This window comes from Candidatus Mycobacterium methanotrophicum (genome assembly GCF_023515995.1).
GTDB lineage: Bacteria > Actinomycetota > Actinomycetes > Mycobacteriales > Mycobacteriaceae > Mycobacterium > Mycobacterium methanotrophicum.
The window spans coordinates 2,894,666-2,919,304 of record NZ_CP097320.1 but is presented as its reverse complement, the minus strand read 5'-3'; the positions used below and the strand labels follow the sequence as shown (position 1 = coordinate 2,919,304).

Here is a 24,639-nt window from a genome sequence, read left to right as displayed (position 1 = left end):
CAACGCTATCCTGCGCAATCCAACGATGGAGGTGCCATGACGGATACGACCGGGCGCGGCGAAAGGCCGCCGCGGGTCTTGCTGCTGTATTACTCGTATACGGGGCAGTCGCTTCGGGTGCTCGAGGCCGCGGGAGAAGTTTTTCGCGAACGAGGCTGCGAGGTATCCAGGGCCGAGATCGAGTTCACGGATCAGCGATATGCCGAGAAATTCTCCCGATTCCCGATGAGACGGGTGTGGCCCGACATGCTCAGCGTGCTGCCTGCGCAGAAACGCGGCGCCACGGGTGAGGTCCGCACCCCCGACACTGTGCGAAACGGCGACTACGACCTGATCTGCATCGGCTCACCGACCTGGTGGCAGACTGTCAGCATGCCGCTGCGCTCCTTCCTGATGTCCGATGAAGCGCGAAAGCTGTTGTTTGGCAAGCCGTTTGCGGTTTTTGTAGTCTGCCGCCAATTTTGGCGGGAAAATCTCGAAGCGGTGCGTGAGCTCGCCGGGCAGCAGGGTGGCCGGTACGTCGACGAGATACACTTCACCTATCCCGGCGACCCGATTCGCTCCATGCTGTCGCTGACCAGCTACCTGGGTTCCGGTGAGTACCGCCAGAAATACCTGGGTCTTCGGATCCCGCCGACCAACGTGCAATCCGAGCAGTTAGAGCAGACGCGGACTTTTGCGGCCCGCCTGGCGGATCGGCTGTTCGGTAAGGGATAAGGGGTTCGGTTACTATGCCGCGTTCGTTCGAGGTGTCGGCCGAGTCGTCGGCAACTGTCGAGCAGGTTCATTCGGCGTTTAGCGACGAGGACTATTGGCTGGCCCGGCTTGCGAGCCTTAACGGAAGCGCTGGGCTGGAATCGTTGATCGTCGATGACGACCTGATCGTGCGGGTGGCTACCACTCAGGACCTCGGCCGTGACCTGCTGCCCGGGATCGTCGCGAAGTTCTATGGCCGCGACGTGCAAATCCGCCACACCGAGACGTGGCGACCGGTCGGCGGTCAGCTCCGCGGGGAGATCAGTGTCGCGGTGTCCGGTGCGCCGGGATCCGGCTGTGGCGCCGCGTCGGTCGCACCCATCCAGAGCGGCTCACTGCTGACCTTCACTGGGACCGTGGAATTCAAAGTCCCACTGGTTGGTGGCGCGATCGAGAGCTTCATCGCGCGCGAATTCGCCCAGGGGATACCGAATATTCAGGATTTCACCGCGACGTGGGTCAGCGAGCACGCGTGACGCAGGTCCGCAACGCTGAGCCCCTCGATTTTTGACAGCATAGCATCACAATAGTTGATGCTATGCTGTCAGGGTGCGGACGACGGTGACCCTTGACGACGACACGCTCGTCGTCGTCAGGCAGCTGATGCGTCAGCGCAACGTATCGTTCAAGCAGGCGCTCAATGACGCCATCCGGCAAGGTGCGCAACGGCGGCCGGCTGGTGCGGTTTTCCAAACGCGGACAGCTGATTTGGGTGTGCCCTCGGTCAACCTGGACCGGGCGCTGCAGATCGCCGGCGAACTCGAGGACGAGGACCTGATCCGGCGACAGCGTCGCGGCGCATGAGGATCGTCGACGCCAATGTCCTGTTGTACGCCGTCAACACCGCAGCAGGCCACCACGAGGCCTCCCGCCGCTGGCTCGACGGTGCGCTGTCCGGCAGAGACACCGTCGGCCTGGCGTGGGTGCCGCTGCTCGCATTTGTGCAATTGACGACTCGTCATGGGCTTTTTCCTTCGCCCCTGACCGCCGACGCGGCAATGGCTCAAGTGCTCGATTGGTGCAACGCACCAGCGTCCGTCATCGTGTCGCCGACTGCGCGCCATGGCGACGTGCTGTCCGGGCTGCTGTCGCAGGTTGGCGCGGGCGGAAACCTCGTCAACGATGCGCATCTGGCCGCTTTGGCGATTGAGCACCGCGCACGAATAGTTAGTTACGACAGCGATTTCGGACGATTCGATGGTGTGCGGTGGGAAACGCCCGGGTCATTGTCGAACTGACGTGACACGGTTTAGCGCGCGAGGATTCGTGCGGCGTTCAACGCGCGACCCAACAAAGGAGCGACCACCTCGGGCCCGCAGGCCCAGCAGCCATGAGATGGTGAGGTCGAGGTAGGAAACGACACATGACCGACGCGCCGAACTCCGCCTCGCCCTACGCCGACGCGTTCCGGGTGGAGCCGACCACAGCGGAGGCGCTCGCCGGCCTGAACATGCCGCTGGTCGAGGCGATGATGACGCAACGGGCCGTGCGGCGCGTCCATCCCGACCCGGTCGATGACGCGGTGGTGTTGAAGTGCGTGGAGTTGGCGCTGCGCGCGCCGACTGGCGCCAACGGGCAGAACTGGGAGTTCATCATCGTCAAAGACCGGCGCGTGGTGAAAAAGCTCGCCAAGCGTTACCGGCAGGGCTGGAAGTTCTCCTACGGCGGTGCGCTCCGGCACGCGGCCGATCACGACGAGTCGTTGGCCAAGGTGGTGCGCGCGGCCCAGTGGCAGGTCGACCACTTCACCGAGATCCCGGTCCTGGTGGTGGCGTGCCTTCGGCTCACCGTCCGCGAAGGCCGCGTGCCGTATTCGGTGATGCCGCACGCCGCGCTGTCCGGATACTGGGGTTCGATTTACCCCAGCGTGCAGAACCTATCGCTGGCCGCCCGTGCGATGGGATTGGGGGCATCGCTGATCACGCTGCCGTTATGGCGAGTGAGATTGGCGCGGCGGATCCTGAAATTGCCGCGCTCGGTGACACCGTGCTGCGTGGTGGCCCTGGGCTGGCCACGCGGACGTTACGGACCGACCACCCGCACCCCAGTTGGGCAGGTCACGCACCGTGACAGCTACGGCAACCGTGTCTGGCTGGACACGTAAAAACCGCTATGAAGTCGCTGTGTCCGAGGACGTGGGCAATGGCGTGAATTTATTAGACTTCCTGCCAATTATGCGGCTGAACACCCCGCCTATTGTGAGGCTGAACACACCGCTGAACACGCAATCAATGGTTTCCGACGGATTCGCCGGTTCTGTTTCAGACTTAGGTTCTCTTCGTGTAAGTTCACAGTTCACTGAGTTCAACCGATCGCGAGGGGGCGCTATGCAGGCTGCGTCGCGTTCGTATGTCCTGGCAGCCGCGGCGCTTGCGGTAACCGGCGCCGTTGCCATCGCACCGTTCACGCTGCGGACCTCCCAACTGCCTACCCGCACCAGTGCGGTCCACCTGGTCGACACCAGTTCAGTGCTCAACGTGCCAATCAACCTGTTCGACGACATCGTGAACATTCCAAACAACGAGGTCCAGGCCTTGGACACGACAGCGGATTCGTTGTTGGACACCGGGAACTGGTGGGTGCCGAGCTCCACGAACATCTGGGGTTGGGGCCCTTGGGACAGCACTCATGTCGCGGCGGTGCTCTCATTATTTCTACCCTTCCCGTCGTTGGATCAAGGCCTTGGAGGCCTGGACTACCAATTGGACGGCCTCCTGGCGGCCGAACTTCCGGAGAGCCCATCCTGCGCCGTAGCGAGCTGCGCGCCGATCCTCCCGCCGGATGTGATTACCGGCACCACCTCGACCGACCGAACAATTGCGTTCCTTGACGCCTTAGATGGGCAGACCCAATCTGGACTTTTCGACCACATGTTCCGGGTACCGCTATCAGAGCTACTGTCGGGCTACACCTATACCGCAGCAAACGATGCCGGTGTCAGTGACGCCGGGGGACCAGTCTATCCGGAATTCGGCTTCCCGCTGGATGGCGGCACCAACCCCTTCGAGGGTGCCACCACCTTGGTCAACGGCCTAAACGAGTACCCGTGGGATGGGGTAACCTACACACTCAACCCGCTGCAGCCCTTTGAGAACTTCTACGGAAGTTTGTTGGCGGCGCCGTCCGCCTCCGGTGTCGACGGCACCGGCATCGAACTTCCCACTCTGACGGAGTTCACGCAGGCTCTGCAGAATGTTGTGGCCGGGAGCGTCATCGATTTCGATCCGTTTACCGCCGGCAGCCCCGTGTGTGCGGCGTCGTGTGACGTACCCGAAAGTATGACTTACCCGGCGATCGTTCAGGACATCGCAAACCTGGATTCGAGCAATACGACGCTTCAGACATGGCTGGCTGAGTACGCCGCCGGCACGGCTGCCGCGCCGACGCAAAGCCAAATCGACGAGACCACAGCGCTGTTGCAGGTTGGTGCGTACAACCTGACCCCAGACCAGCTGGGAACGGTTGACGCGGATTTGACCAGCATCAACCCGGAGCTGCCGGCACTCTACACCAACCTGGGGGTACTGACCGACCCTGGATACCTCGCCTTCACCGACGCGACCGCCAACGCCACCGGCCCGACCACCACCGCTGTCTTTGACCCCGTATACGGCGGCACGGATTGGAACTTGGTGGGGCAAGACCTCCTGACGCTGCTGACCAACAACGAAACGAACGTCAACGCGTTGTCCGACCCCAGCGTTATGTTGGCCTTTCTCGACCCCGCCGCGACAGTAACGGACCCTGGCGCATTTTCGGCCGGTGCGGCTGACCCCAGCAGCGCCAGCGCAGTGGCGAACGACGCCGTCAACCTCAGCGCATTGCTCGGACTCAGCGGGGCGTCGGGCATCTCGGCTGATCTCAGCGCAATGCTGTCGCAACTGTCCACGGAGTTGAGCACAGCACTGTCGGCGGAGTTCGGAACCACACTGTCGACGGACCTCGCGACGACAATGCCGTCGGACCTGCTGAGCTTGTTCTAAGCCTCGCTTGCGACCTAACGGGGAGGGTCAACACCGGCCCAGCCGGGATTCGACGGCGACGCCAGTTTTCAGGCATTGAGACTCGTCGTCATGACACGATCCCACGTGCGGTCGGTCAACAGTAGTCGAGTTGTGCGAACACGGACGTCTTCCCTGACGCGCCGAAATATAGCGGGGATTGGATGGATCTGCCCCGCTCCACGCCGATCTGCTCGGCGCCGGCCAGCCCGGCACCGCACCCGACACATGCGGCGGGCTCGTGGCGCAGTATCTCGTCCGGGTCGTCGACCAGCGCCAGCGTCGATCCCGGATGTCCGGGCTGACCGCCGGGTTTGCGGCCACTCTTGCAGCGCAACGACTTCGGTGCGGGCCTGGCGAACGGCGAATCCGTCGACGGCGGCTTCGATGAATTCTGGCTGTTCTGTCCCAGCTGCCGCTTGAGCTCGGCGATCTCGGCCCGATGCTCCTCGACCATCACCCGCAGTGCGGCGTTCTCGGTTCGCAGCGCAGCGATGTCAGCGATGAACTCCTCATCTGACCGCCGCCGACCATCAGGCGCCCCAACATGATTGGCGGCCAGCCGCGAAGGTCAACGCGACACGCCCATCAGATCACAAAGAATCACAAGCCCCACCAGTCACACGGCCACCGCCCGGACCTGACCAGTTACGAGTGACTTAGGCGCGCAGAACTCTTGATATGCTGCTCGCGGTAACTCTTGATTGCCTAGCGCCACTGTGTTGCCCGCCTGATCGCAACGGCCCGACCACCCGTAAACCGGCTGAGCAGTTGATCCACCTCCATGCCTACTGCAACCGGCCCGGGCTCGACAGCTGATCGCTCTGGTGATTCACAGCTTCTTGAGTCCGCGCAGGACCTTTACGTGTGGCACGCTTGCCGCCAAACCCTTGTGTAGGCGCGGGTTAAGCATGCTGGCGCTTATAACGTTTAGGTATCGGAGGCCGTGATCGCGCCATTCCGCTACTTGGTCGATGACTTCGTCCGGTGTCCCATGAAAATTGATTTCTTTCATGAGTGACGACGGCACTTTCGCGATGTATGACAACGCGCTCTGCTGGTCGATGATTTGGGGGACCAAATCTTGCACGCCGGAAAAGTCGGCTCCCAGTGGATGCTGAACGCCGTGACGTGTCCAGGCTTCTGCGGGTGCCGCGAGCGCCGACGATTTTATGATGACGGAGTCCAGCGCTTCATCCACGGCGTCGCGATTCCAACCGGTGACTACGGCACGTTGTACAGCAGGCGTGATCGACATCGGGTCACGACCGGCGTCGGACGCCGCAGCGCGCACGGCCTCGAGTGCGCGGGCATAGTCGGCGGGTCGCGACACAACGAACGGAACCCAGGCATCGGCATAGCGTCCGGTGATCCGCAGCATCCGCGGTCCGTGGGCTGCGACCCAGATTTCGGGCCATTTCCCGCGGTACGGCGGAAGCGCGAACACCGCGTTGTGTAGCGGAAAATATGGTGAGTCACGCGACACAGCTTCCCCGGCCGAATCCCACAATGTGCGAATTGTGACGATGGCTTCTTCAAACCGCGCCACCGGTTTGGTCCACTCCACTCCATACGGCTCGTTGCCTTCACGTTCTCCGACACCGATACCGAGGATGGCACGGCCGCGGGTTAGCAGATGCAGCGTCGCGGCGGCTTGCGCTGTGACCGCTGGATTGCGGCGACTGGCGTCCGTGACGCCCACACCGAGTCGTAGTCGGCGGAGCCGGTTGTGGGCGGCGAGGTGTCCAAGCATTGTCCACGGTTCCAGGATGGCGTCAACATGGGGCACCAGTTTCGCTGCAACGCCGAAATACTCAGGTGTCGCGATCGACTGCGGCACCAGCGCGTTCAGATGGTCGCCGACCCATAACGAGTCCGCGCCTGTCGCGGCGGCAGTCAGGGAATCCATCCGCGGCACCATGGCTGGCGAAAAGCGCGTGTTCACGATGGGATCGACGATGCCGAAACGAAACCCGTTCATGCACATCGATACCTTCCCGCTGAAGAGCAACGTCTTGTTACGGTACTACCGAGTGCCTTGAACTACGGCCTGCGCGTTCACTCACCAAAAATCCGCGCGTAGACCCCATTCGTTGCCTCAGCTGAGGGTTAGGCTAACGCGGTGCTTGAGGTGATCGACAAGGGGTGTGTCACTGAGTCCCACCCCGTGCCAATGCTCTTCGTCCACGGCGCGTGGCACGCCGCATGGTGTTGGGATGAACATTTCCTAAGCTTCTTCGCCGACGAGGGTTATCGCGCTCTGGCGGTCAGCCTTCGTGGACATGGCGGTAGCCCAACTCACAAGCCGCTGCGCATCTGTTCGCTCGCCGACTACGTCGATGATGTCCGCTTGATCGCCGACAGTCTGCCCACAAGACCCGTGGTAATCGGTCACTCCATGGGCGGCTTCATCGTCCAGAAATATCTGGAGTCGCACGACGCTCCGGCCGGCGTGTTGATGGCCTCAATGCCTCCACAGGGAAATCTCGGATCTGGCCTACGCTGGATCAGACGGCACCCGTGGCATTTCACGAAAATGTCACTCACAGGTAAGGCGCTGCCATATATCAGCGCTCCGCATCTCGCGCGGGACAGATTCTTCTCGGCGGAGACGCCCGAAGCTCGAGTCTCTGATTACGCGATGCGGCTACAAGAGGAGAGCACACGAGTCGGGATCGACTGCCTTGTGCTCAACTTGCCCCGGCCTAAACGTGTGGCGACCCCGTTGCTGGTCTTAGGGGCCCACGATGATGGCGCGCACACCCGGAAAGAAATACGAGCAACGGCACGCGCATACCACACCGAGGCGGAGTTCTTTCCCAACATGGGCCACGACATGATGCTCGAGCCTGGGTGGATTGCCGTCGCAGAGAGAATGCACACCTGGCTCGGCAGTCACGGACTGTAGGGCCTACGTCTCTTGCTCAGTCCTTGACGAAATGGTATGCGCGATAGTCGATTTCGCCGCGTTCCAGGTCATTGTAGAACCACGAGCCGTCCACCACGGCGAACTCGCGGCCAAATTTGCGCAAGAAGGCCGGTAGCCGATTGTTGATCAGTTCGTTGGACCGTGGCGAGTTCATCTTGAGGCCACGCAGAACTTCCTGGTTGATGACCCGCTCGCAGACTTGCCGCAGACCGGATTCCGCCATGGCTTTCTCCCAGGCGCCGAAGCCGTCGCGGTTGCGGAAATCGGCGTAGAGGAAGTGCCCGCCCGGACGCAGCACCCGCTTCACCTCGGCGAGGAAGCGTTCGAAATGCGGGTAGCTGTGTGAAGCCTCGACGTTGTCATTTGCCATGAGGATGGGGCCACCGGTTGGCCAGCAACTATGGACCGCCTGTTTGGCTTATTGGGGATGATCGGCGGTCGTTGGGGCTGGTGTCAACTGAGGGCTTCTGGCGGCGCCGGTAGGACTGGCCCTCGATGATCAGTTCGTGCGCTGTCGAGGTAATCCTGTCGATGGCCGATTGGGCAAGCAGCGGGTCAGTCATGACGGCCAGCCATTCATCGGGGCTGCGGTTGGAGGTGAGCACGGTCGAGCCGCGTTGGTGGCGGGCCACGACAAGCTCGTAGAAGTCGGCGGTCGCGGTGGCGTCCATGGGCTGCAGGGCGAAGTCGTCGATGATCAGCAGCCGGATTTGGGCCAGTCGGCGCATCTGGGCTTCGGTGCTGTTGTCGAGTCGGGATGCTTTGAGTCGCTTGAACATTGCATCGGCACGCAGCATCAAGGTGGGGATGCGCCGACGCACGGCGATGTGCCCGAGCGTGGTGGCCAAGTGCGTTTTGCCTACCCCGACCGGACCCAGAAGCAGGGCGCCGTGCGGGCCGTCGAGAAACCGCAGGCTGGTCAGGTCGGTCCACAGGGCGCGGTCGTAGCGCACCGCGGCGGACTCGTCCCAGGAGTCGGGGCGCATGGCCGCATCCAGGCCGGCTTCGCGGGCGCGGCGGGCGGCTGAGCTGTTGTCTCGGCGGTGAGCCTCATCGGCGAGGACCAGCTCCAAAAACGCCGCGTGCGATAGGCGCTGCTGGTGGGCCAGGGTGACCCGCCCGGCGACTTTCGGACAACGCCTTGATTATTGTTGAGGCCGAGCCGAATTGGAGTCGCAAGTATGGAACGTCGCCGGTTCTCCGCTGGGTTTAAAGCCAGTATTGAGGTTTTCTCACTTGGGGCTCGTGAGTCTGGTGTGACTGGAGTTTTCGGCGTGTCGTAGTGGCTGGGCGTGGGGTCCTTGCTCAAGGATTCGGTTTCGACGAGGAAACCCGCTCCGCTGCAAAGGACCCCACGTGTTCACCTACTCTGCCATCTGCGACGTGCCGGAGGAAACCCTGCTGCATGTGACCGCGCTGCTGCACGTTCACCGGCGCGAGATCAGAACGCGGGCCGGGCGGCGGTCGGGTACGGTGCGCACGCAGGCCAAGCTGGTGCTGCGGTGGTTCCGCGACGACGCCCCGATCCGGTTGTTGGCGATGGAGGCTGGGCTGCCGATCTCCACCAGCTACCGCTATCTGCACGAGGCGATCGACGTGATCGCCGAACAAGCTCCTGACCTGCACGAAGTGCTCGACCGGGCCAAGGCCGAACAGTGGTCGCACGTGACGCTGGACGGGACGCTGATCGCCATCGACCGGGTGGACGAGCGCAACGAGGCCGGCCATCACCGGTGGTATTCGGGCAAGCACAAAACCCAGGGCGGCAATGTGCAGATACTGGCCGACCCGGGCGGGTTCCCGGTGTGGTCGAGCGAGGTCGAGCCGGGCAGCGTGCACGACATCACCGCCGCCCGCGCGCACTGCCTGGGCGCGCTGTACAAGTCCGCGGCCGACGGGGTGCCGACGCTGGCCGACAAGGGCTACGAAGGAGCGGGGATCGGGGTGCACACTCCGGTCAAGGGCCGCGGCCTGGCCGTGGAGAATCAGAGCTACAACATGCTGCTCACCGCGGCGCGTGCCATCGGTGAACGCGCCAACGCCGAACTCAAACAGCGTTGGCGCTGCCTCCGTCGAATCCGCCTGTGTCCAACCAGGATTGGCGCAGTTGTTGCCGCCGCGATCGTACTATCGACTCTCCAACGCGGAAATTACTGAGAAAACGTCATTGCACTGGAGGTGATCGAGCATTCGCGTGCGATTGCTGATATTGAGGTTTTCTCAGTAGTTTCCCCTCTGGAGAGTTGATAGGACGATTGCGGCAGCAACAATCTGGCCAATTCTGGTTGGGCACAGTCTGATTCGCCGAAGACACCGCCAGCGTTCTTTGAGTTCGGCATTGGCGCGTTCCCCGATCGCCCGAATCGCGGTCAGCAGCGTGTTCAGGACTCCCGACATAGGTCAGGAATTGCTGCGCGGTCGTCGGTGGGATTTGATGCTGTAGCGCAGCGTGAGGTTGGTGCCGGGGTAGATGGTGTTGGTGTCGTTGAGCACGCGGCAGAGTTCGTCGATGGCGGCGGTGTGGCGTGGCGCGGACAGTGGGTCGAGCCGGATGTGCAGGGTGTCGGTGGCGGTGTCGGGGATGATGTCGCCGGAGCCGGCCAGGGCGGTGCGGATCAGGGTGTGGGCTTCGTCGTCGGCGCGGGTGTAGCCGGTGGCGGTGACGATCGCGCGGGCCAGGGATCGGGTCGTGTTGTAGGCGGCGATGCGGATGGCGTGGTGGATTAGCTTGGTCTCGGTGTCGAGCACCTGCTGGCCGGGGTTGACCTGCGACAACGGTAGCCGGGCGGGGATCGTCTGGTGCGCGGCGAGCGCCGCGTCGAGCGTGCTTTGGGCGGCGTGCACGTCGGCGTTGATGGTGTTGATCATCTCGTTGGTCAGCACCACCGAGGTTCCGGGTTGGGGTGAGTGGGCGGCCAGCAGCGCGGCTTCGCTGGCGGTTTCGGCGAGATGCAGTGCCCGGCGGGCCTTTTCGACCTGCTGGTAGGCGGTCTTCTTGGCGAGGTTGGGCACCATCCGGTCCGCGTCGTCGTCGGTGGCGCGGTAGGTGTCATGCGAGTCGAGGTCGAAATGGATACGGCCGTAGCGGTAGTGGTTCTCCTGGCGCCAGCGTGACCCCATCCGGTGACGGATCTCACCCGGCGTCAGGTCGCGCCGGGTGGTCAGGATGTGCATCTGGCGGGTGATGGCGGCGTCGAACAGGCTGATCTGGCGCATCGCGAACACCTGCCCGGCGCGCGGGCCGTCGGCGATGTCCAGGGTGACCTCGGTGTCGGCCAGGCGCCAGGTGTGGGTGCGGCCGTGCTCGTCGATATGGGAGTGCTCGGCGAAGGCACTCTGGTCGATGTCGGCGATCTTGCCCTTGCGCCAGGTCAGCGTGTCGAACCCGGCCGCGTCCAGATCGGCGAACAGCGTCGGGGACCAGCCGCCGCGGTCGAACCCGACCAGCACCCGGCGGTCATCGCCCACGGAGGCGCGCAGTTGGGGGATCAGCCGACGCAGCTCTGAGGCCAGCGAGGCGGCCGGTTCGGCCAGCACCACCAGCAGCGGATCCCCGGCCGCGTCGGCGACCCAGGTTTCCACCGTGGCCGGGGCCGGGAACTTCAACCTGGGCACATGGGTTTTCGCGATCTTGCGGGTGCCCTGGTAGGCGCGGACATGCCCGTCGACGTAGAGCACCGCCGCCTGCTCGGGGCGGGCCGCGACGTGCCGGCGGGCCATCGCGGCGATCCAGTCGCCGGCCTTTCCCGCCGCGGCGAGCAGCCCGATCTTGCGGCGGATCGTCTTGACCTCCGGGGCCCGGTCCAGCCCGAGCACCCGGCCCAGCGCGGGCGGGTCGATCCGGGCCGCGCCCTCCGCGCGGGCCTGGCCTAGTAGGGCGCGGAACACGCTCTCGCACAACATGGTGTCCAACGAGTAGAACCCGTTGGGCAACTCGCCGTAGACGGCGTGCGCGGTGGCCAGCAGCCCGGTCGCGGTCAACGCGGGCAACGCCAAAAACAGTCCCGCCAGCGGGGCTCGGGCGCACCCGGCGAACACCGGCGGCGCGTACCCGATCAACCCGAACGCCGCCAACACCCGCTCGGCGCCGCGGTCAACCGGATCGGCCAACACCGGCACCTGCACGGCAGGTTGATCATTGGAAATCAACGCAGGGCAATCCTTCTCAGGCTCACCCTCCCCCTCAACCTCGGGCTCGGGCTCGGGCGGAGTTTCCGAAGCCGTTGCCGGGCAGGCTTCCTCGGTACGGGTTCCGCCTGAGGCCAGGACCAGCGCTGCGCGGACGCTGCCCTGCGACACCCCTGTTTCGGCAGCGATGGCGCGGTAGGACGCGCCGCCGTCGCGCAGACCGCCGATGGCCGCGATGGTGTCGGCGGTGAGTTTCGACTTGCGTTTGGGCCCTTTGCGTTCGGCAAGCAACCCGGCCACCCCGGCATCGGCCAGGCGGGCATCCCAGCGCCGCACGCTGGCCGGTTTCACCGCGAACGCCTCGGCGACCTGGAGCTGGGTCGCGGCCTTGATCCGCACCAGCGACACCGCCGCGAACCGGCGCCCGGCGGTGTCGCCGCCATCCCAGGCGTAGGCCAGATTGCCGTGCACGAACACCCGCCCGCCGTCAGTGTCCTCGACCATCGCCGCAGCCGCGCTGACCGGTCGCGTGCCGCCCGGCGCCAGCGGCAGGGGCGGCTGCGCGGTCATCCCGGCCATCATCCCACCACCTCAGAAACGCGCGAACTAGTTCTATCTATTATCGAGCACCCCGACCGGTTCCGCACGCCGACACACCGAGAATCCGCAGATCAAAGCACAGAATTAGGCGTCGGGCACGGACTCCATGTCAGACATCCCAGGAGCTTAAATGTCAAGCGGCGGTTTGTTGATCTTGATTGTGGGACGGCCAGGCGGTGGCTTCGTCGTAGAGCGTGCGGGTCTTGAGGCAGCCGTGCAGGATTCCGACGAGCCGGTTGGCGAGCTGGCGCAGCGCGGGGTTGTGGCCGAGGCCGCGGGCGCGTTGCTTGTCGTAGTAGGCGCGTGCGCCGGGCGAGGCGCGCAGCGCGGAGAACGCCTGCGTCATCAGCGCGTCGATGAGCCTGTCCTGATGCACGAACCGCGCGAGCACGACCTTCTTCTTGCCGGAGGCGCGGGTGATCGGGCTGGTTCCGGCGTAGTTCTTGCGGGCCTTCGCGTCGGCGTACCGTGCTGGGTCGTCGCCGAATTCGGCGAGCACCCGGGCGCCGAGGATCGGTCCCAGGCCGGGCTGCGACAGGATGATCTCAGCGTCCGGGTGCCGGTGAAAATGCTCCTCCACCTGCTCTTGCAGGATCGCGATCTGCTCGTTGAGGGTGGTGAGCACGGCCACGATCGAGCGGGTGGCAGCCGCGTACGCGGTGGTGATCACCGGGTCGCGGCCGAGCTGCTCGCCGCGCAGCGCGTCCTGGATCCGGCTGGTCTTGGTGTCGATGTCGCGGCGACCGGCGCGTTTGAGCGCGGCCCGGATCTGGCTGCGGTTCAGCTTCGCCGCCGACGCGGGGTCGGGGGCTCTGCCGAGCAGTTCCAGCGCATCGGCCGCGTCGAGATCGTCGAAGGCTTCCAGCGCGGCGGGGAAGTACTCGCGCAGCGCGTGCCGCAGCCGCTGGGTGTGGCGGGTGCGGTCCCAGATCATCGTCTTGTGCGAGCGGGCAACAACTTTCACCGCCTCGGCTGCCGCGCTGTCGCCGGCCACCGGGCGCAGCTGGTGCGAGTCGGTGCGGACCATGTCGGCCAGCGTGTGTGCGTCCGCCGGGTCGCTCTTGGCGCCGGAGACGCTGTGCCGCTCCCGGTACCGGGCCACCGACAGCGGGTTCACCGCGTACACGGTGTATCCGGCCGCGATCAGCGCGGCCACCCACGGGCCCCGGTCGGTCTCGATTCCGATCGCCACCTCGGCCATGTCGGCGTCGGCGCCCAGCTCGGCGCCGATCATCGCGTGCAACCGCGCGATCCCGGCCGCGCCCTCGGGCAGCCGCGCCCTGGCCAGCCTGCGTCCCGCCGAGTCCATCAGTTCGACGTCGTGATGATCTTCCGCCCAATCGTCGCCCACGTACAGCAATTTCGCCACTCCTCGCTCCTGTCTGCAGTTGTCCGGGTTACAGCCGGCAGCGTGCGGGAGAACTCTCGGCGACCTAATGACGTTTTCTCAGTAATTTCCGCGTTGGAGAGTCGATAGTACGATCGCGGCGGCAACAACTGCGCCAATCCTGGTTGGGCACAGGCGGATTCGACGGAGGCAGCGCCAACGCTGTTTGAGTTCGGCGTTGGCGCGTTCACCGATGGCACGCGCCGCGGTGAGCAGCATGTTGTAGCTCTGATTCTCCACGGCCAGGCCGCGGCCCTTGACCGGAGTGTGCACCCCGATCCCCGCTCCTTCGTAGCCCTTGTCGGCCAGCGTCGGCACCCCGTCGGCCGCGGACTTGTACAGCGCGCCCAGGCAGTGCGCGCGGGCGGCGGTGATGTCGTGCACGCTGCCCGGCTCGACCTCGCTCGACCACACCGGGAACCCGCCCGGGTCGGCCAGTATCTGCACATTGCCGCCCTGGGTTTTGTGCTTGCCCGAATACCACCGGTGATGGCCGGCCTCGTTGCGCTCGTCCACCCGGTCGATGGCGATCAGCGTCCCGTCCAGCGTCACGTGCGACCACTGTTCGGCCTTGGCCCGGTCGAGCACTTCGTGCAGGTCAGGAGCTTGTTCGGCGATCACGTCGATCGCCTCGTGCAGATAGCGGTAGCTGGTGGAGATCGGCAGCCCAGCCTCCATCGCCAACAACCGGATCGGGGCGTCGTCGCGGAACCACCGCAGCACCAGCTTGGCCTGCGTGCGCACCGTACCCGACCGCCGCCCGGCCCGCGTTCTGATCTCGCGCCGGTGAACGTGCAGCAGCGCGGTCACATGCAGCAGGGTTTCCTCCGGCACGTCGCAGATGGCAGAGTAGGTGAACACGTGGGGTCCTTTGCAGCGGAGCGGGTTTCCTCGTCGAAACCGAATCCTTGAGCAAGGACCCCACGCCCAGCCACTACGACACGCCTGAAACTCCAGTCACAACAAACTCACGAGCCCCAAGTGAGAAAACCTCAATGAAGCAGTGCTCACGCCACGCGGGCGGGCACGACATCCCATCAGCGATCCCTTCTCCCGGGCGAACCGGTGGGGGCGACGATCTGACATCAGGACTCGAAATCCAGGAGGCATCAGTGCTCACCCACCGGCCGCTACCGATAGCAAGTCTGCCCGAAGGCCGCACCCGCTAATACTCATTAGGACGCGATGCAGGCGATCTTCGTGACCGCACGCGGCGCGACCTGCAAACGCCTGTGGGCGCTAGACGCCGACCTGGCCGCCGCGTTCGACCGCATCGATCATGCCCATCTTCTCGCGCAGCTCGGCTCGTTCCCCGCGAAGGGAATGATCGCGGCTTGGCTGCGCGCGGGGGTGATCGATCAAGGTCGGCTCGCGCCGACCGAGGAAGGCAGCCCACAAGGCGGGGTGATCAGCCCGTTGCTGATGAACGTTGCCCTGCACGGAATGGAACAGGCCGCCGGAGTCCGCTACATCCGCACCGGCACCAACGCCGGCACGGCGCGGCCGGGCTCCCCAGTTTTGATCAGGTATGCCGATGACCTGCTAGCCCTGTGCCACTCGCGGGAACAGGCCGAACAGGTCAAGGCGCGGCTCACGGAATGGCTGCGACCTCGGGGTCTGGTCTTCAACGAGGACAAGACCCGCATCGTGCACCTCAATGATGGGGTGGACTTTCTGGGGTTCAACATTCGCCGCTACCGCGGCAAGCTGCTGATCAAACCGAGCAAGGCGGCCGTGAAACGGATCCGGGCACGGCTGACCGCCGAGATGCGGGCACTGCGGGGCCATAACGCCCAGATGGTGCTCATCCGGCTCAACCCGATCATCCGGGGGTGGTCGGCCTACTACCGGCACTGTGTGTCGGCCCGGGTGTTCAACGCGCTGGACAATCATGTGTGGAAGCTCACCGACAAGTGGGCCAGATTCACCCATCCGCACAAGGGACGACGTTGGATCGTGTCCCGCTACTTCGGTGCGTTCAACCGTTCTCGGCGGGACCGCTGGGTATTCGGTGACCGCGATAGCGGCGCCTACCTGGTCAAATTCGCTTGGACGGCGATCACCCGGCACACCCTGGTCAAGGGCTGGGCGTCCCCGGACGATCCCGCCCTGGCCGACTACTGGGCGGTCCGGCGCCGCCGCGGGAGACCCCCGCTGGACCGGACCCGGTCGTGGTTGATCGGCAAGCAGCGCGGGCGTTGTCCGCTCTGCGGTCAGCTGCTGCTGCACGCTGAGGTCGAGCCGCGACATCCCGACGAGTGGGAGCAGTGGATCACTGCTACCGCCAAGGCGATCCGCCGTCAGGCGATCGTCGTCGACTCGGGGTCAGAGTCATTGGGTTACACCGCGTTCCGTCTCATCCACACGCACTGCCGAAGCCGTCACCCAGACCGCATCGGCGTGCACCAGCACTCTGCTATCCCGACTGATGAGCCTTCGGGCTTGCTTGAGCCGGTTGCCTGGAAAGCGGGCACGGCCGGTTCTTAGGGGGCTCCGGCGCGGCGACGCGCCGGAGCTACCCGACTGGAAGCCGTTCTATTACGCGCTCGAGGACGCGTTGCCGGTGATGCTGGTCAATCCCCATGAGGCCCGTAACCGGCCGGGACGCAAGACCGACGTCAGCGACGCGGCGTGGCTGGCAGACCTCGCCGCACACGGGCTGGTTCGCGGGTCGTTCGTCCCGCCGCCGCCGATCCGTGCGTTGCGGGATCTGACCCGCGCCCGCAGCGCCCTGGCCCGTGAACGGGGCCGGTTAGTGCAGAAGATCGAGAAAGTCCTGGAAAGCGCCGGGATCAAACTGTCGTCGGCGCCCAGCGACATCACCGCAGTATCGGGGCGGGCGATGCTAGAGGCGTTGATCGGCGGTTGCCGCGACCCCGAGGCGATGGCCGACCTCGCCAAACGGAAACTACGCCGCAAGATCCCCGGGCTGACCGAGGCGCTGGGCGGCCGGTTCACCGAGCATCACGGGTTCCTGATCCGGATGCACCTGGATCTGATCGATCAGCACACCCTGGCATTGGCGAGGGCGGAGGCCCGTATCGAGGAGGCAATGACACCTTTCACGGGAGCCCGGGAGCTGCTGTGCAGCATCCCGGGCTGGTCGACGAAGATCGCTGAGGTGTTCACCGCCGAGACCGGCGCGGACATGAGCGTGTTCCCCACCTCCGCCGAACTCGCCTCCTGGGCCGGGATGTCACCCGGAGCCAACGAATCCGCCGGCAGGGTCAAATCAACCAAGACCCGCCCCGCCAACAGGCGCCTCAAGGCAGCCGTCGGCATCGCCGCATCGGCTGCGGCCCGACCGGCCAACACCACGTTCTTCGGCGCGAAATTCCGCCGTATCACCGCACGGCGTGCACCGATGAAAACGATCGTCGCCGTCGAGCACGCCATGGTCACCGCGGCGTGGCACATGCTGGCCGGCGGCAAGTTCTACCGTGACCCCGGACCCGACTACTACACCCGACGCCGGCCCGAACACATCAAAGCCAACCCCGTCCGACAACTCGAAGCACTCGGCTACCGCGTCATCCTCGAGAACCCGACGCGGCATAGACAAACATAAAACCGACCAGCCGTCACTGACCACGTGGCCGGTTACCGACGCCTGTGGTCACCAGCTGTGGTCACCTCAATTTTCGTAGGAACGCGGCGTCTTGGCTATCGAGGGGGCTCGAATTACCATCGGCATGGGACCGTCCCAACCACGAGAGGACACAACGATGAGCCTTACTGTCGGAGGACGGGTAGCGCGCTTCGGCCCCGTGCGACTCGGCGCGTACAAGCGCCTCAACCGCTCCGACGTCGAGGAGATCGGCCTGGCCGCGCTCGCCCTCCTGCTGCTGGTGGCCGCCTTCGAAGTAATCAAGGTCGCCGCGTGGCTTCTCTACGAGATTGTTCTGTGGTCGTGGCGGGGGGTACGGTGGGGGTGGCAGCGCGAGGGCGCGTGGCGGCGGGGGAAGGCGAACGCCGCGATCGTCGTGATGCTCGCCGCCGGGGCTGCTTCCGCGCTGATGGTGTGCGGTGGTGTCGCGCACGCCGACCCAGCTCCGGTGCGATGCAGGGATCTGCCGGGAACGTTCGGCAGTAGCCACGTTTGCCAGTTCCCAGACGGCAGCGTCACCTCGTGCATCACGTCGGCACTTCCGGTGGTGGGACCGCCCTGCAACCCGGTCTATACACAGCTCACTCCCGGCTTCTGGGACCAACCGTGAGGCGGCTAGCGGGCTTCCCTGGCCGCTGCCTGTGCCGCACTGGCGCTGGGCACAGGCGTCGCGCACGCCGACCCGTCGACGCCGCTGGACCCCTCTGACGTGCAGTGCCGCCCAGGCTCAATTTATTTCCCCCCCAACATATTACGGGGAGTGGAGCCGGGACCACGGCAACGCCGGCGACTGTCAGTGGGTTGGCGGTGGCTGGTACTCGACCACCGGACCATGCAACGGCAGCCGGTCGTGAGGCGCACACTGAAGGCCCTCGTCACCGTGGCCGTGGCCGCCGTGGTCACCCTGCCCATCCCCGTCGGCGTCGCGCATGCCGACCCCGCAGCTCCGCAGCGATGCAAGGACGCGCCGATCCAGACGGGGCCGTTCACGACAAACTCGCGCATCTGCGACAACGGCAACGGCACTGTCACATCCTGCTACTCGGGGCCGCTGCCGATGTTCGGGCCACCTTGCCGGGACTGGCCGGCATCTACGCTGCCGCCGGGCTTCTGGGACCAGCCGTAAATCGGGGCCGTGCAAAAAGCCGCAACGGGCGACTTGCTCACCTCAAGATAGTTCGTGACGAAGAGCCGCCCGTGCCACTGACTGAACGAAACGGCCAGTGCCGCACCGACGGCCGGCGCGGCGGCTGACCCGTGCAGACTTAGACGACCGGCTCGGAGTCGTCGTCCCAGTCGATGTCCGCTAGCTCGCGCCTAGTTTCGTCATCTCGGACACCCCCCCCGCCCGTCGGCGCTGGCGATCTGCGCGAGATTCCTATGGGCTTCAGCGACAGCCGCTTTGAGCGTCTCTTGATGCTGCGGGAGGGTAAACCATTCCTTTTGACGCATTGTGGATCATCACCGTGTCGGGGCCGTTCTCCAGGGTCGGCAATCCCAACCGCAGCGTAATCACGCGCGGCACCATCTCGCGCGGCACCATCTCGCGCTCAAGTGACGTCAAGCCACGGGGTGAACCGCGACCGCGCGCCGCGCGGGAGCTAACCGGAGGCCCGCATGAGCGCCAAGACGTACAGCCTCGCCGAAGTCGCAGACATGACACTCCCCGGCAGAGTTGGGCCGACGGCATGGGCGTGGCCGAGGCGCGGGCGCTGGTTGCCGAGCTGCTGGCCGCCGCTGATCTGATCGACCCCACGCATCGCCGAGCTGCGCGTTGCAGACGGCGTGCAAGGCTGATCCGCCATCGGGCCGGGCGGGTGCGTCGGCGTGCGCGATGCCAGCGCTAAGCGTGAGCCCGACGGCGACGAGCATGGCCGCAAAGCGCACGAAAAACGACCGGGGCGTTCACGGCTGCTGTCCCGGTGCCGGGCATATCTTGAACTGAATGTGCGGGATCGGAACCATGCCGATTGACGGCCCGCATGGCATCTCGGGATGCGGGTCGCCCGGCCACGCGGGGGTCGGCGAAGGCGGCGGTGGGTCGGCGAAGGCGGCGGTGGGTCGGCGTGCGCGACGCCAGCGCCGAATCCCAGCGCCGCCACAGCGGAGGCGATCAACATTGCGGAACGGATCATCGGGCCACCGCTGTCAAGATCTCGCGATGACGCAGCGCATCGCGTTTCCCGCGCCGCTGCCAACGCCGGACGAGCCGATAAGGGACGAGCATTGCACCGAATAGGCAATACCACACAAAAATTGCTACCCATGCCAACAGAAGAAGCGTCCCCAGGATCGCCCATATAGGGACGCCCCAGTACCATGCGTGCGCCCGTGCGCGCGGAGCCAGCCACCGCCATAAGCGACGAGTGCTACCGACAAACGACATCGGGGCGGCAAGGATGACCTGTTCACTTGCTAGCCCGCTCACGAGAGCACCTGCGGGCAGTGGATGCTCGCGGCGTCGTGGACAAACGCCCGAGTCTGGTCCAGGGTCCACCCAAGCTGCTTCGTGTTGCCGTTGAATACGCTTTCCACTTCCGTCGCCAATTGAGTATGCAACTCGTTGAAATCGCCGCAGACGGCGTGCGCCGACACGATGACTTCGGCGGCTGCTGGGATGCCGGGTCCAAAGGGGAATCCGTCGGCGGTGATTCGGGTAAGGAACTCCTCATCGAGTGCCGAGTCAACGTAGTACGCCTTTGGCCCTGTGGCGACCGCCGCAGGGCGAGGGGGAACCGATGCGGGCGTCACTACCGGGGGGCGCGCCTGGTGGACCTTCGTCAGGGCGACGCCCAGCGCGCCGAGCGCCAGGCAGACGAGCGCCAGCAGGACGATGAGTGCGGCCAGGAGCAGGGGCCGCCGGGGAGCCGACTGGATCTCCTCGGTGTCGGCGGTGCTCCAGGCCAGATCTACGGGGTGGATCGCAGGCGGCTCGCCTGCTGGCGCGTTGCCAACCAATGTCGGCAGATCCGACGGCATCAGCGTCGGTGATTCGTTGTCCATGCTGGTGAGCATGACTATCTCCTAGTTGGCCTGGGTGGTAATTATCGGTCGGTGGCCCGCAGGCCGTTATAGATGAGTTGCCGAATCGCTTCGGCGCGTGAAATTTCGTTAACCTTGGCGTATCGGTCAACGTCGGATAGTAGGTCATCGCCGAGACGTACGTTGATTGGATCGCCGACGCGCACGAGGTAGGCGACGCCGACGCGCATGCCGCTCATTGGTCGCCGACGATCTGGCGATGCCCGGTGTTTGCTGAGACCGTCTGGCACGTGGCTGGCACGGTGCCGAAATCGGCAACGTGAAACCGGCATTGACCTGCGACGACAGGTGGTGGTCCCGGCTGGATTCGAACCTGCATGGCGACTCCTGGTCAGGATACCGCATCGCCTTTGACCTGCACGAACCTAAATCGGCTCTTCAATTTTAAACGGGCAGTTGTGATTTCGCTCACATAGAGCGTGTCGCTGCATAAGGAGGCCCTTGGCCTTCCGAAGTCTGAAGTTGCGAATTACTCAGGCGAAGGAAGGAAGCCAAGGGCCGTGATCGACGGTACGACATTGTTGTTTGGGCTGCCAGGTGTACAGGTTGAGCGTGTCGAGCGCTGGGCAGATGGGACGCGGGTGGTGCACGTGGTGACCGCGAGCGAGACCGCGGCGGCGTGCCCGTCGTGCGGGGTGGTGTCCACCTCGGTGAAGGAGCGGGTGAGCGCCTCGCCGCGTGACATCCCCTACGGCGAAGACCGAATCATGCTGCGCTGGAACAAGACCCGGTGGCGCTGCCGGGAAGACTATTGCGAGAAGTCCTCGTTCACCGAGGCCATCGCGCAGGTGCCGCCGCGGGCGCGCACCACCGGGCGGTTGCGCGCCGCGATCGGTAAGGCGATCGGGGATGCGGCCCGCTCGGTGGCCGAGGTCGCTTCCGCCCATCAGGTGTCGTGGCCGACCGCCCACCGCGCCTTCGTCGCCCACGCCGAGGCGCTGCTGGCCGAGCCCGAGCCGGTCCGGGTGCTCGGCATCGACGAAACACGGCGCGGAAAGCCCCGCTGGCAGCGGTGCGCCACCACGGGGCGCTGGGTGCGGGTCGACCCGTGGGACACCGGGTTCGTCGATGTGGCCGGCGATCAGGGCCTGCTGGGGCAGCGCGAGGGCCGCACCGGCGCCGCGGTGATCGACTGGCTGCGCGAACGCAGCGAGGAGTTCCGCGCCGGGATCGAGTTCGTGGCGATCGACCCGGCGGCGGTCTACGCGGCGGCGATCCGCACGCCGGGGTTGTTGCCCAATGCGACGCTGGTGGTCGACCATTTCCATTTGGTCAAGCTCGGCAACGACGCGCTGACCAAGGTGCGCCGCCGCGTCACCTGGGACCTACGCGATCGTCGCGGCCGCACACTCGACCCCGAATGGGCCAACCGGCGCCGCCTGCTGCGTGCCCGGGAACGCCTGTCGGACAAGAGCTTCGCCAAAATGTGGAACGCGATCCTCGCCGAGGACAACACCGGCCAGATCCTCTCAGCGTGGATCGCCAAAGAAGAACTACGCACCCTGCTATCGACCGTGCGCGTCGGCGGCGATCCGCACCTGACCCGGCACCGGCTGCACCGCTTCCTGTGTTGGTGCATCGACTCCCAAATCCCCGAACTGCTCACCCTGGCCACCACCGTCGACACCTGGTGGTCCGAAATCAACGCCTTCATCACCACCGGCATCACCAACGCGGCCACCGAGGGCTACAACCGGCTGGTCAAACAGGTCAAACGGGCCGCCTGCGGATTCCGCAACACAGAAAACTCGGCCCGCCGGATACGCTTCCACTGCACCCGCAGACAGCGGGCCGCAACCCAGACTTCATGCTGATTGCCCGGTCAAAATCGAAGAGCCCCTAAATCACCGACATCACCGAAATTGTGGGCAAAGACGTGGGCACGAAGGTGCCGTCATGACTAGCCATCGCCGAGTCGCTCACATTCCCAGTTGTTGACATGAGGGAGACAGCTATCGGCGAGCGCCCAGATCCTGTTCTTATTCTCTTGCCCCTGAGTGCTCCAGCGCTCAAAGTAATCGCCGCTGAAATCGAACTTCGCCATGGTGGTGGAGTCATAGACGAGGTCCAGCACGTCGGCATCGTGGCAGTTGCCGTAGGGGTCACAGAGAGAACCCATAAAGACGATAGCCACAGTCGTGTTGGGGAAGTACTGCTGTGCGACCTTGAGGACTGCGACCGTATCGGTCTTGGCGTCGCCCTCACCGGAGTCCTCGTGGACTGTGACGTGTTCAGTACCGTCAGCGTCTTTGGTCCACGCCGCGTGCAAATCTGTATCGGCGCGGTCGTGCGAGATTACCGGCGGATTATTCGGGTCGATAGGCGGTGCCTGCGACGTTGATGCGGGCGTCGATACGGCCAGCGTTGACGAGTCGGTCGAGCTGCTTGAGCTACTGCTGCTCGACGATGATGTGTCGCTGTGGTGGGCACCGCACATGCCGGCGAGGATGAGGACGGCGGCGGTGACGCCGACGATCCACGGCCAGCGTTTCTGCCTGGCCGGTTGGGGTTGGTTGTCGGGCATCATCAGTCTTCCTCCTTTCGGGGCTGCGGCTGGGGTGGCTTATCGAACACCTCGGGCGGGCGCAAGAAGTTATCCGGGTCGGCAGCGTACGCGGCGTCGGCGCGGGCCGCAAGCCGCTTCTGTTCAGCCTTCTGTTCCTCAACGCGCTGGTAGTAGAAGTAGCCGACCCCGCCGATGGCGGTCACGACACCCAGGGAGATGGCGATCTGCCAATGTTCCAGTCTCGCAGTCTCTGGACTTCTGATAATCGGTGACGTTGACGAGGATGAGCAGTACCGCTGCGACGGCGCCCCCGATCGCTAACGCAATTTTGGCGCGCTGGCTTATGCCCGAACTCGGCACAGTTGGTGGCACCGGCGACCTAGGTGCGGTGCCGAAATACGGCATCGGTGCGTTTCCGCGTCGACTCGAGTCCGTCCAACGCCGACCATCCCAATATCGCTGTGCGGCATGGTCACGCGGGTCGGAATACCACCCCGGCGGCGGCATCTGCGTACCCTCCACGGAAGTGGACGCTACCGGTCATCGCCAAAAGGCGCGGACGGAACGGGTGTCACCAGATGACAACCTCGGCACTGTCGTTGTCGCCGCCAACACATCGCGTGGCGATCCGCTGAGAACCGTCATCGAAATGCGCGCGGTACCCAGCGGTGCACGACATCTCGTAGCGCTCCCCCGTCACCGGTGAGTAGGCGACGATATCGGCGCCGTCATCGGCCGCATAGAACGCGCGCCGCACGTTCTCAGCGAACAGGCAACTGGTGTGACCACCAACGACTCCCTCGCGGCCGTCACCGCACATCACGAACTTCTGCAACGAAGCTTGGTCCGGCGCTGGGGCCGGCGCGGCAGGAATCGTCTTCGTCTCAGTCACAGTGGGAACCGCCGCGGGCGCCGCCGGTTCCCTCTGCGCAACCGGAGCTGAGGCGGCTGCGGTGGGGGTCGTACTGGTTTCCGGCGCCGCGGGCGAAGTGGCGGTTCGGCCGTGGAGCACGAATAGCAGCACCCCAATCAACCCGGCGACGGATATCGCGGTCAACGCTACGCACACCCGCAGCCAGATCGTCGTCCGTTGCCGCGCGTCCAGATAGGGCACTGTGTCATCGGCCCAGTTGTCGACCGACCATGCGTGGGCGTGCTCGGTCGGGCTTTCAGAGGAAGCCAGTTCGGTTTCGTCTTCGCTCATCGCGGCACCTCCTGTTCCTTGCTCAACGGTAAGTCGTGCCCGCACGCCCAGCAGCGCGTTTGACCAAATACAGCTGTTCGGCGTACCGCGGCCGAAGCGTCCACGCCTCGGTGGCCAGGTCAGCGGTCCCGTACGTGGCGCGGTACAGCCGCGGCAGCCTCGCGGACTGGCTCGACGGCAGCGCGGCGCCCGGATTAACCAGTAGCGCGGCCTGCACCGGCTGCGGTAGCAAGGTGAACCACGCGAGGTCGTCGGCCATGGCCGGACGGTAACGCCTACGTCCGACACCCGTTCACTCGTCGAGGTAGCGAACGTGGTCGTCGTCGTACTCCGGCCGTGGTCCGAAGTTCGTGCTCGGATCGTTTAGCGAATGCGGCGATGCCGGAGAACTATAGGGACTCCATCGGGGGTCCATTCGAGGGTCGATGCGGCCGTTTCGTATTTGCCGAAATACCCAGTAACTTGACTTTCGCAGTTTA

The 24,639-nt window shown here is 65.0% G+C and carries 27 protein-coding genes and 1 pseudogene; 13 read left to right on the top strand and 15 right to left on the bottom strand.

The window, feature by feature from the left end:
* The first annotated feature begins 36 nt into the window (after positions 1-36).
* The 6 genes from M5I08_RS15140 (at position 37) to M5I08_RS15115 (ending at position 4,739) form a co-directional block, all read left to right on the top strand.
* Positions 37-717 carry a flavodoxin family protein gene (locus M5I08_RS15140; protein WP_219070187.1) on the top strand — a complete coding sequence of 227 codons (681 nt, stop codon included), beginning with the start codon at positions 37-39 and terminating at the stop codon, positions 715-717.
* A 14-nt stretch (positions 718-731) separates the two neighbouring features.
* Positions 732-1,232, top strand: a complete 501-nt coding sequence (locus M5I08_RS15135; RefSeq protein ID WP_219070185.1) for a DUF2505 domain-containing protein — start codon at positions 732-734, stop codon at positions 1,230-1,232.
* 73 nt (positions 1,233-1,305) lie between these two features.
* Entirely contained in the window at positions 1,306-1,560 is a 255-nt protein-coding gene (locus M5I08_RS15130; RefSeq protein ID WP_219070183.1) for an antitoxin, read from the top strand.
* A complete protein-coding gene (locus M5I08_RS15125) occupies positions 1,557-1,994 on the top strand; it encodes a type II toxin-antitoxin system VapC family toxin (RefSeq protein ID WP_219070181.1) in 438 nt (145 codons plus the stop codon). Before M5I08_RS15130 ends, M5I08_RS15125 begins: the two co-directional genes overlap by 4 nt.
* 125 nt (positions 1,995-2,119) lie before the next feature.
* Positions 2,120-2,860 carry a nitroreductase family protein gene (locus M5I08_RS15120; RefSeq protein WP_249762808.1) on the top strand — a complete coding sequence of 247 codons (741 nt, stop codon included), beginning with the start codon at positions 2,120-2,122 and terminating at the stop codon, positions 2,858-2,860.
* A gap of 19 nt (positions 2,861-2,879) precedes the next feature.
* Positions 2,880-4,739, top strand: a complete 1,860-nt coding sequence (locus tag M5I08_RS15115; RefSeq protein ID WP_249762807.1) for a hypothetical protein — start codon at positions 2,880-2,882, stop codon at positions 4,737-4,739.
* Between the two features lie 115 nt (positions 4,740-4,854).
* Here the strand turns inward: M5I08_RS15115 and M5I08_RS26890 are convergent, their stop codons facing one another.
* Both M5I08_RS26890 and M5I08_RS15105 read right to left on the bottom strand, forming a co-directional pair.
* Positions 4,855-5,244: a DUF6444 domain-containing protein gene (locus M5I08_RS26890; RefSeq protein ID WP_370328646.1), complete on the bottom strand. Its 390-nt coding sequence runs from the start codon at positions 5,242-5,244 to the stop codon at positions 4,855-4,857.
* Between the two features lie 345 nt (positions 5,245-5,589).
* Entirely contained in the window at positions 5,590-6,738 is a 1,149-nt protein-coding gene (locus M5I08_RS15105; protein WP_219070177.1) for an LLM class flavin-dependent oxidoreductase, read from the bottom strand.
* A gap of 141 nt (positions 6,739-6,879) precedes the next feature.
* Between M5I08_RS15105 and M5I08_RS15100 the strand changes: the two genes are divergently transcribed.
* On the top strand, positions 6,880-7,665 hold the full coding sequence (locus M5I08_RS15100) for an alpha/beta hydrolase (protein ID WP_219070175.1): 786 nt from the start codon (positions 6,880-6,882) through the stop codon (positions 7,663-7,665).
* Positions 7,666-7,681: 16 nt separating this feature from the next.
* Here the strand turns inward: M5I08_RS15100 and M5I08_RS15095 are convergent, their stop codons facing one another.
* Together M5I08_RS15095 and M5I08_RS15090 are read right to left on the bottom strand one after the other, a co-directional pair.
* Entirely contained in the window at positions 7,682-8,056 is a 375-nt protein-coding gene (locus M5I08_RS15095; RefSeq protein WP_219070172.1) for a class I SAM-dependent methyltransferase, read from the bottom strand.
* Positions 8,057-8,084: 28 nt separating this feature from the next.
* The gene (locus M5I08_RS15090) at positions 8,085-8,759 is read right to left on the bottom strand and encodes an ATP-binding protein (protein WP_249762806.1); all 675 of its coding nucleotides are present in this window, start codon (positions 8,757-8,759) and stop codon (positions 8,085-8,087) included.
* 283 nt (positions 8,760-9,042) lie between these two features.
* Between M5I08_RS15090 and M5I08_RS15085 the strand changes: the two genes are divergently transcribed.
* Positions 9,043-9,843, top strand: a complete 801-nt coding sequence (locus M5I08_RS15085) for a transposase family protein (protein WP_249762759.1) — start codon at positions 9,043-9,045, stop codon at positions 9,841-9,843.
* A gap of 63 nt (positions 9,844-9,906) precedes the next feature.
* Here the strand turns inward: M5I08_RS15085 and M5I08_RS15080 are convergent, their stop codons facing one another.
* The 4 genes from M5I08_RS15080 to M5I08_RS15065 all read right to left on the bottom strand — a co-directional run bounded on the left by M5I08_RS15080 (position 9,907) and on the right by M5I08_RS15065 (position 14,662).
* Positions 9,907-10,083 carry a transposase family protein gene (locus M5I08_RS15080; RefSeq protein ID WP_219070857.1) on the bottom strand — a complete coding sequence of 59 codons (177 nt, stop codon included), beginning with the start codon at positions 10,081-10,083 and terminating at the stop codon, positions 9,907-9,909.
* 3 nt (positions 10,084-10,086) lie between these two features.
* The gene (locus M5I08_RS15075; protein WP_249762805.1) at positions 10,087-12,396 is read right to left on the bottom strand and encodes a putative transposase; all 2,310 of its coding nucleotides are present in this window, start codon (positions 12,394-12,396) and stop codon (positions 10,087-10,089) included.
* Positions 12,397-12,547: 151 nt separating this feature from the next.
* Positions 12,548-13,774 (bottom strand): IS110 family RNA-guided transposase, encoded by a 1,227-nt coding sequence (locus M5I08_RS15070; protein WP_249763285.1) that lies wholly within the window; start codon positions 13,772-13,774, stop codon positions 12,548-12,550.
* Between the two features lie 87 nt (positions 13,775-13,861).
* A complete protein-coding gene (locus M5I08_RS15065) occupies positions 13,862-14,662 on the bottom strand; it encodes a transposase family protein (protein ID WP_249762759.1) in 801 nt (266 codons plus the stop codon).
* A 339-nt stretch (positions 14,663-15,001) separates the two neighbouring features.
* Between M5I08_RS15065 and M5I08_RS15060 the strand changes: the two genes are divergently transcribed.
* From M5I08_RS15060 to M5I08_RS15045, 4 genes and pseudogenes are all read left to right on the top strand, one after another.
* Positions 15,002-16,288, top strand: coding sequence for a reverse transcriptase domain-containing protein (locus M5I08_RS15060; protein ID WP_249762804.1), 1,287 nt, complete (start codon positions 15,002-15,004; stop codon positions 16,286-16,288).
* Between the two features lie 37 nt (positions 16,289-16,325).
* A pseudogene (locus M5I08_RS15055) lies at positions 16,326-17,369 on the top strand (IS110 family RNA-guided transposase); the annotation flags it as partial.
* Between the two features lie 157 nt (positions 17,370-17,526).
* A complete protein-coding gene (locus M5I08_RS15050) occupies positions 17,527-18,018 on the top strand; it encodes a hypothetical protein (protein ID WP_219070823.1) in 492 nt (163 codons plus the stop codon).
* A gap of 240 nt (positions 18,019-18,258) precedes the next feature.
* Positions 18,259-18,534, top strand: a complete 276-nt coding sequence (locus tag M5I08_RS15045) for a hypothetical protein (RefSeq protein WP_219070824.1) — start codon at positions 18,259-18,261, stop codon at positions 18,532-18,534.
* Positions 18,535-19,832: 1,298 nt separating this feature from the next.
* On the opposite strand, the gene M5I08_RS15040 is transcribed toward M5I08_RS15045, so the two are convergent.
* On the bottom strand, positions 19,833-20,423 hold the full coding sequence (locus tag M5I08_RS15040) for a DUF732 domain-containing protein (RefSeq protein ID WP_219070825.1): 591 nt from the start codon (positions 20,421-20,423) through the stop codon (positions 19,833-19,835).
* A gap of 29 nt (positions 20,424-20,452) precedes the next feature.
* The gene (locus tag M5I08_RS15035) at positions 20,453-20,629 is read right to left on the bottom strand and encodes a ribbon-helix-helix protein, CopG family (RefSeq protein ID WP_219070826.1); all 177 of its coding nucleotides are present in this window, start codon (positions 20,627-20,629) and stop codon (positions 20,453-20,455) included.
* 246 nt (positions 20,630-20,875) lie between these two features.
* Here M5I08_RS15035 and M5I08_RS15030 point away from each other — a divergent pair, with 246 nt between their 5' ends.
* Positions 20,876-22,264: an ISL3 family transposase gene (locus M5I08_RS15030; RefSeq protein WP_249763296.1), complete on the top strand. Its 1,389-nt coding sequence runs from the start codon at positions 20,876-20,878 to the stop codon at positions 22,262-22,264.
* Between the two features lie 86 nt (positions 22,265-22,350).
* Here M5I08_RS15030 and M5I08_RS15025 read toward each other — a convergent pair whose 3' ends face one another.
* The 5 genes from M5I08_RS15025 to M5I08_RS15005 all read right to left on the bottom strand — a co-directional run bounded on the left by M5I08_RS15025 (position 22,351) and on the right by M5I08_RS15005 (position 24,419).
* Entirely contained in the window at positions 22,351-22,977 is a 627-nt protein-coding gene (locus tag M5I08_RS15025) for a hypothetical protein (RefSeq protein WP_219070844.1), read from the bottom strand.
* On the bottom strand, positions 22,977-23,159 hold the full coding sequence (locus M5I08_RS15020; RefSeq protein ID WP_219070848.1) for a hypothetical protein: 183 nt from the start codon (positions 23,157-23,159) through the stop codon (positions 22,977-22,979). The genes M5I08_RS15025 and M5I08_RS15020 overlap by 1 nt, the downstream gene beginning before the upstream one ends.
* Complete coding sequence (locus tag M5I08_RS15015) at positions 23,113-23,463, bottom strand: DUF2510 domain-containing protein (RefSeq protein WP_219070847.1); 351 nt, start codon at positions 23,461-23,463, stop codon at positions 23,113-23,115. Before M5I08_RS15015 ends, M5I08_RS15020 begins: the two co-directional genes overlap by 47 nt.
* Before the next feature lie 64 nt (positions 23,464-23,527).
* Entirely contained in the window at positions 23,528-24,160 is a 633-nt protein-coding gene (locus M5I08_RS15010; RefSeq protein ID WP_219070849.1) for a hypothetical protein, read from the bottom strand.
* 22 nt (positions 24,161-24,182) lie between these two features.
* The gene (locus M5I08_RS15005) at positions 24,183-24,419 is read right to left on the bottom strand and encodes a hypothetical protein (RefSeq protein WP_219070845.1); all 237 of its coding nucleotides are present in this window, start codon (positions 24,417-24,419) and stop codon (positions 24,183-24,185) included.
* Positions 24,420-24,639: the final 220 nt, after the last annotated feature.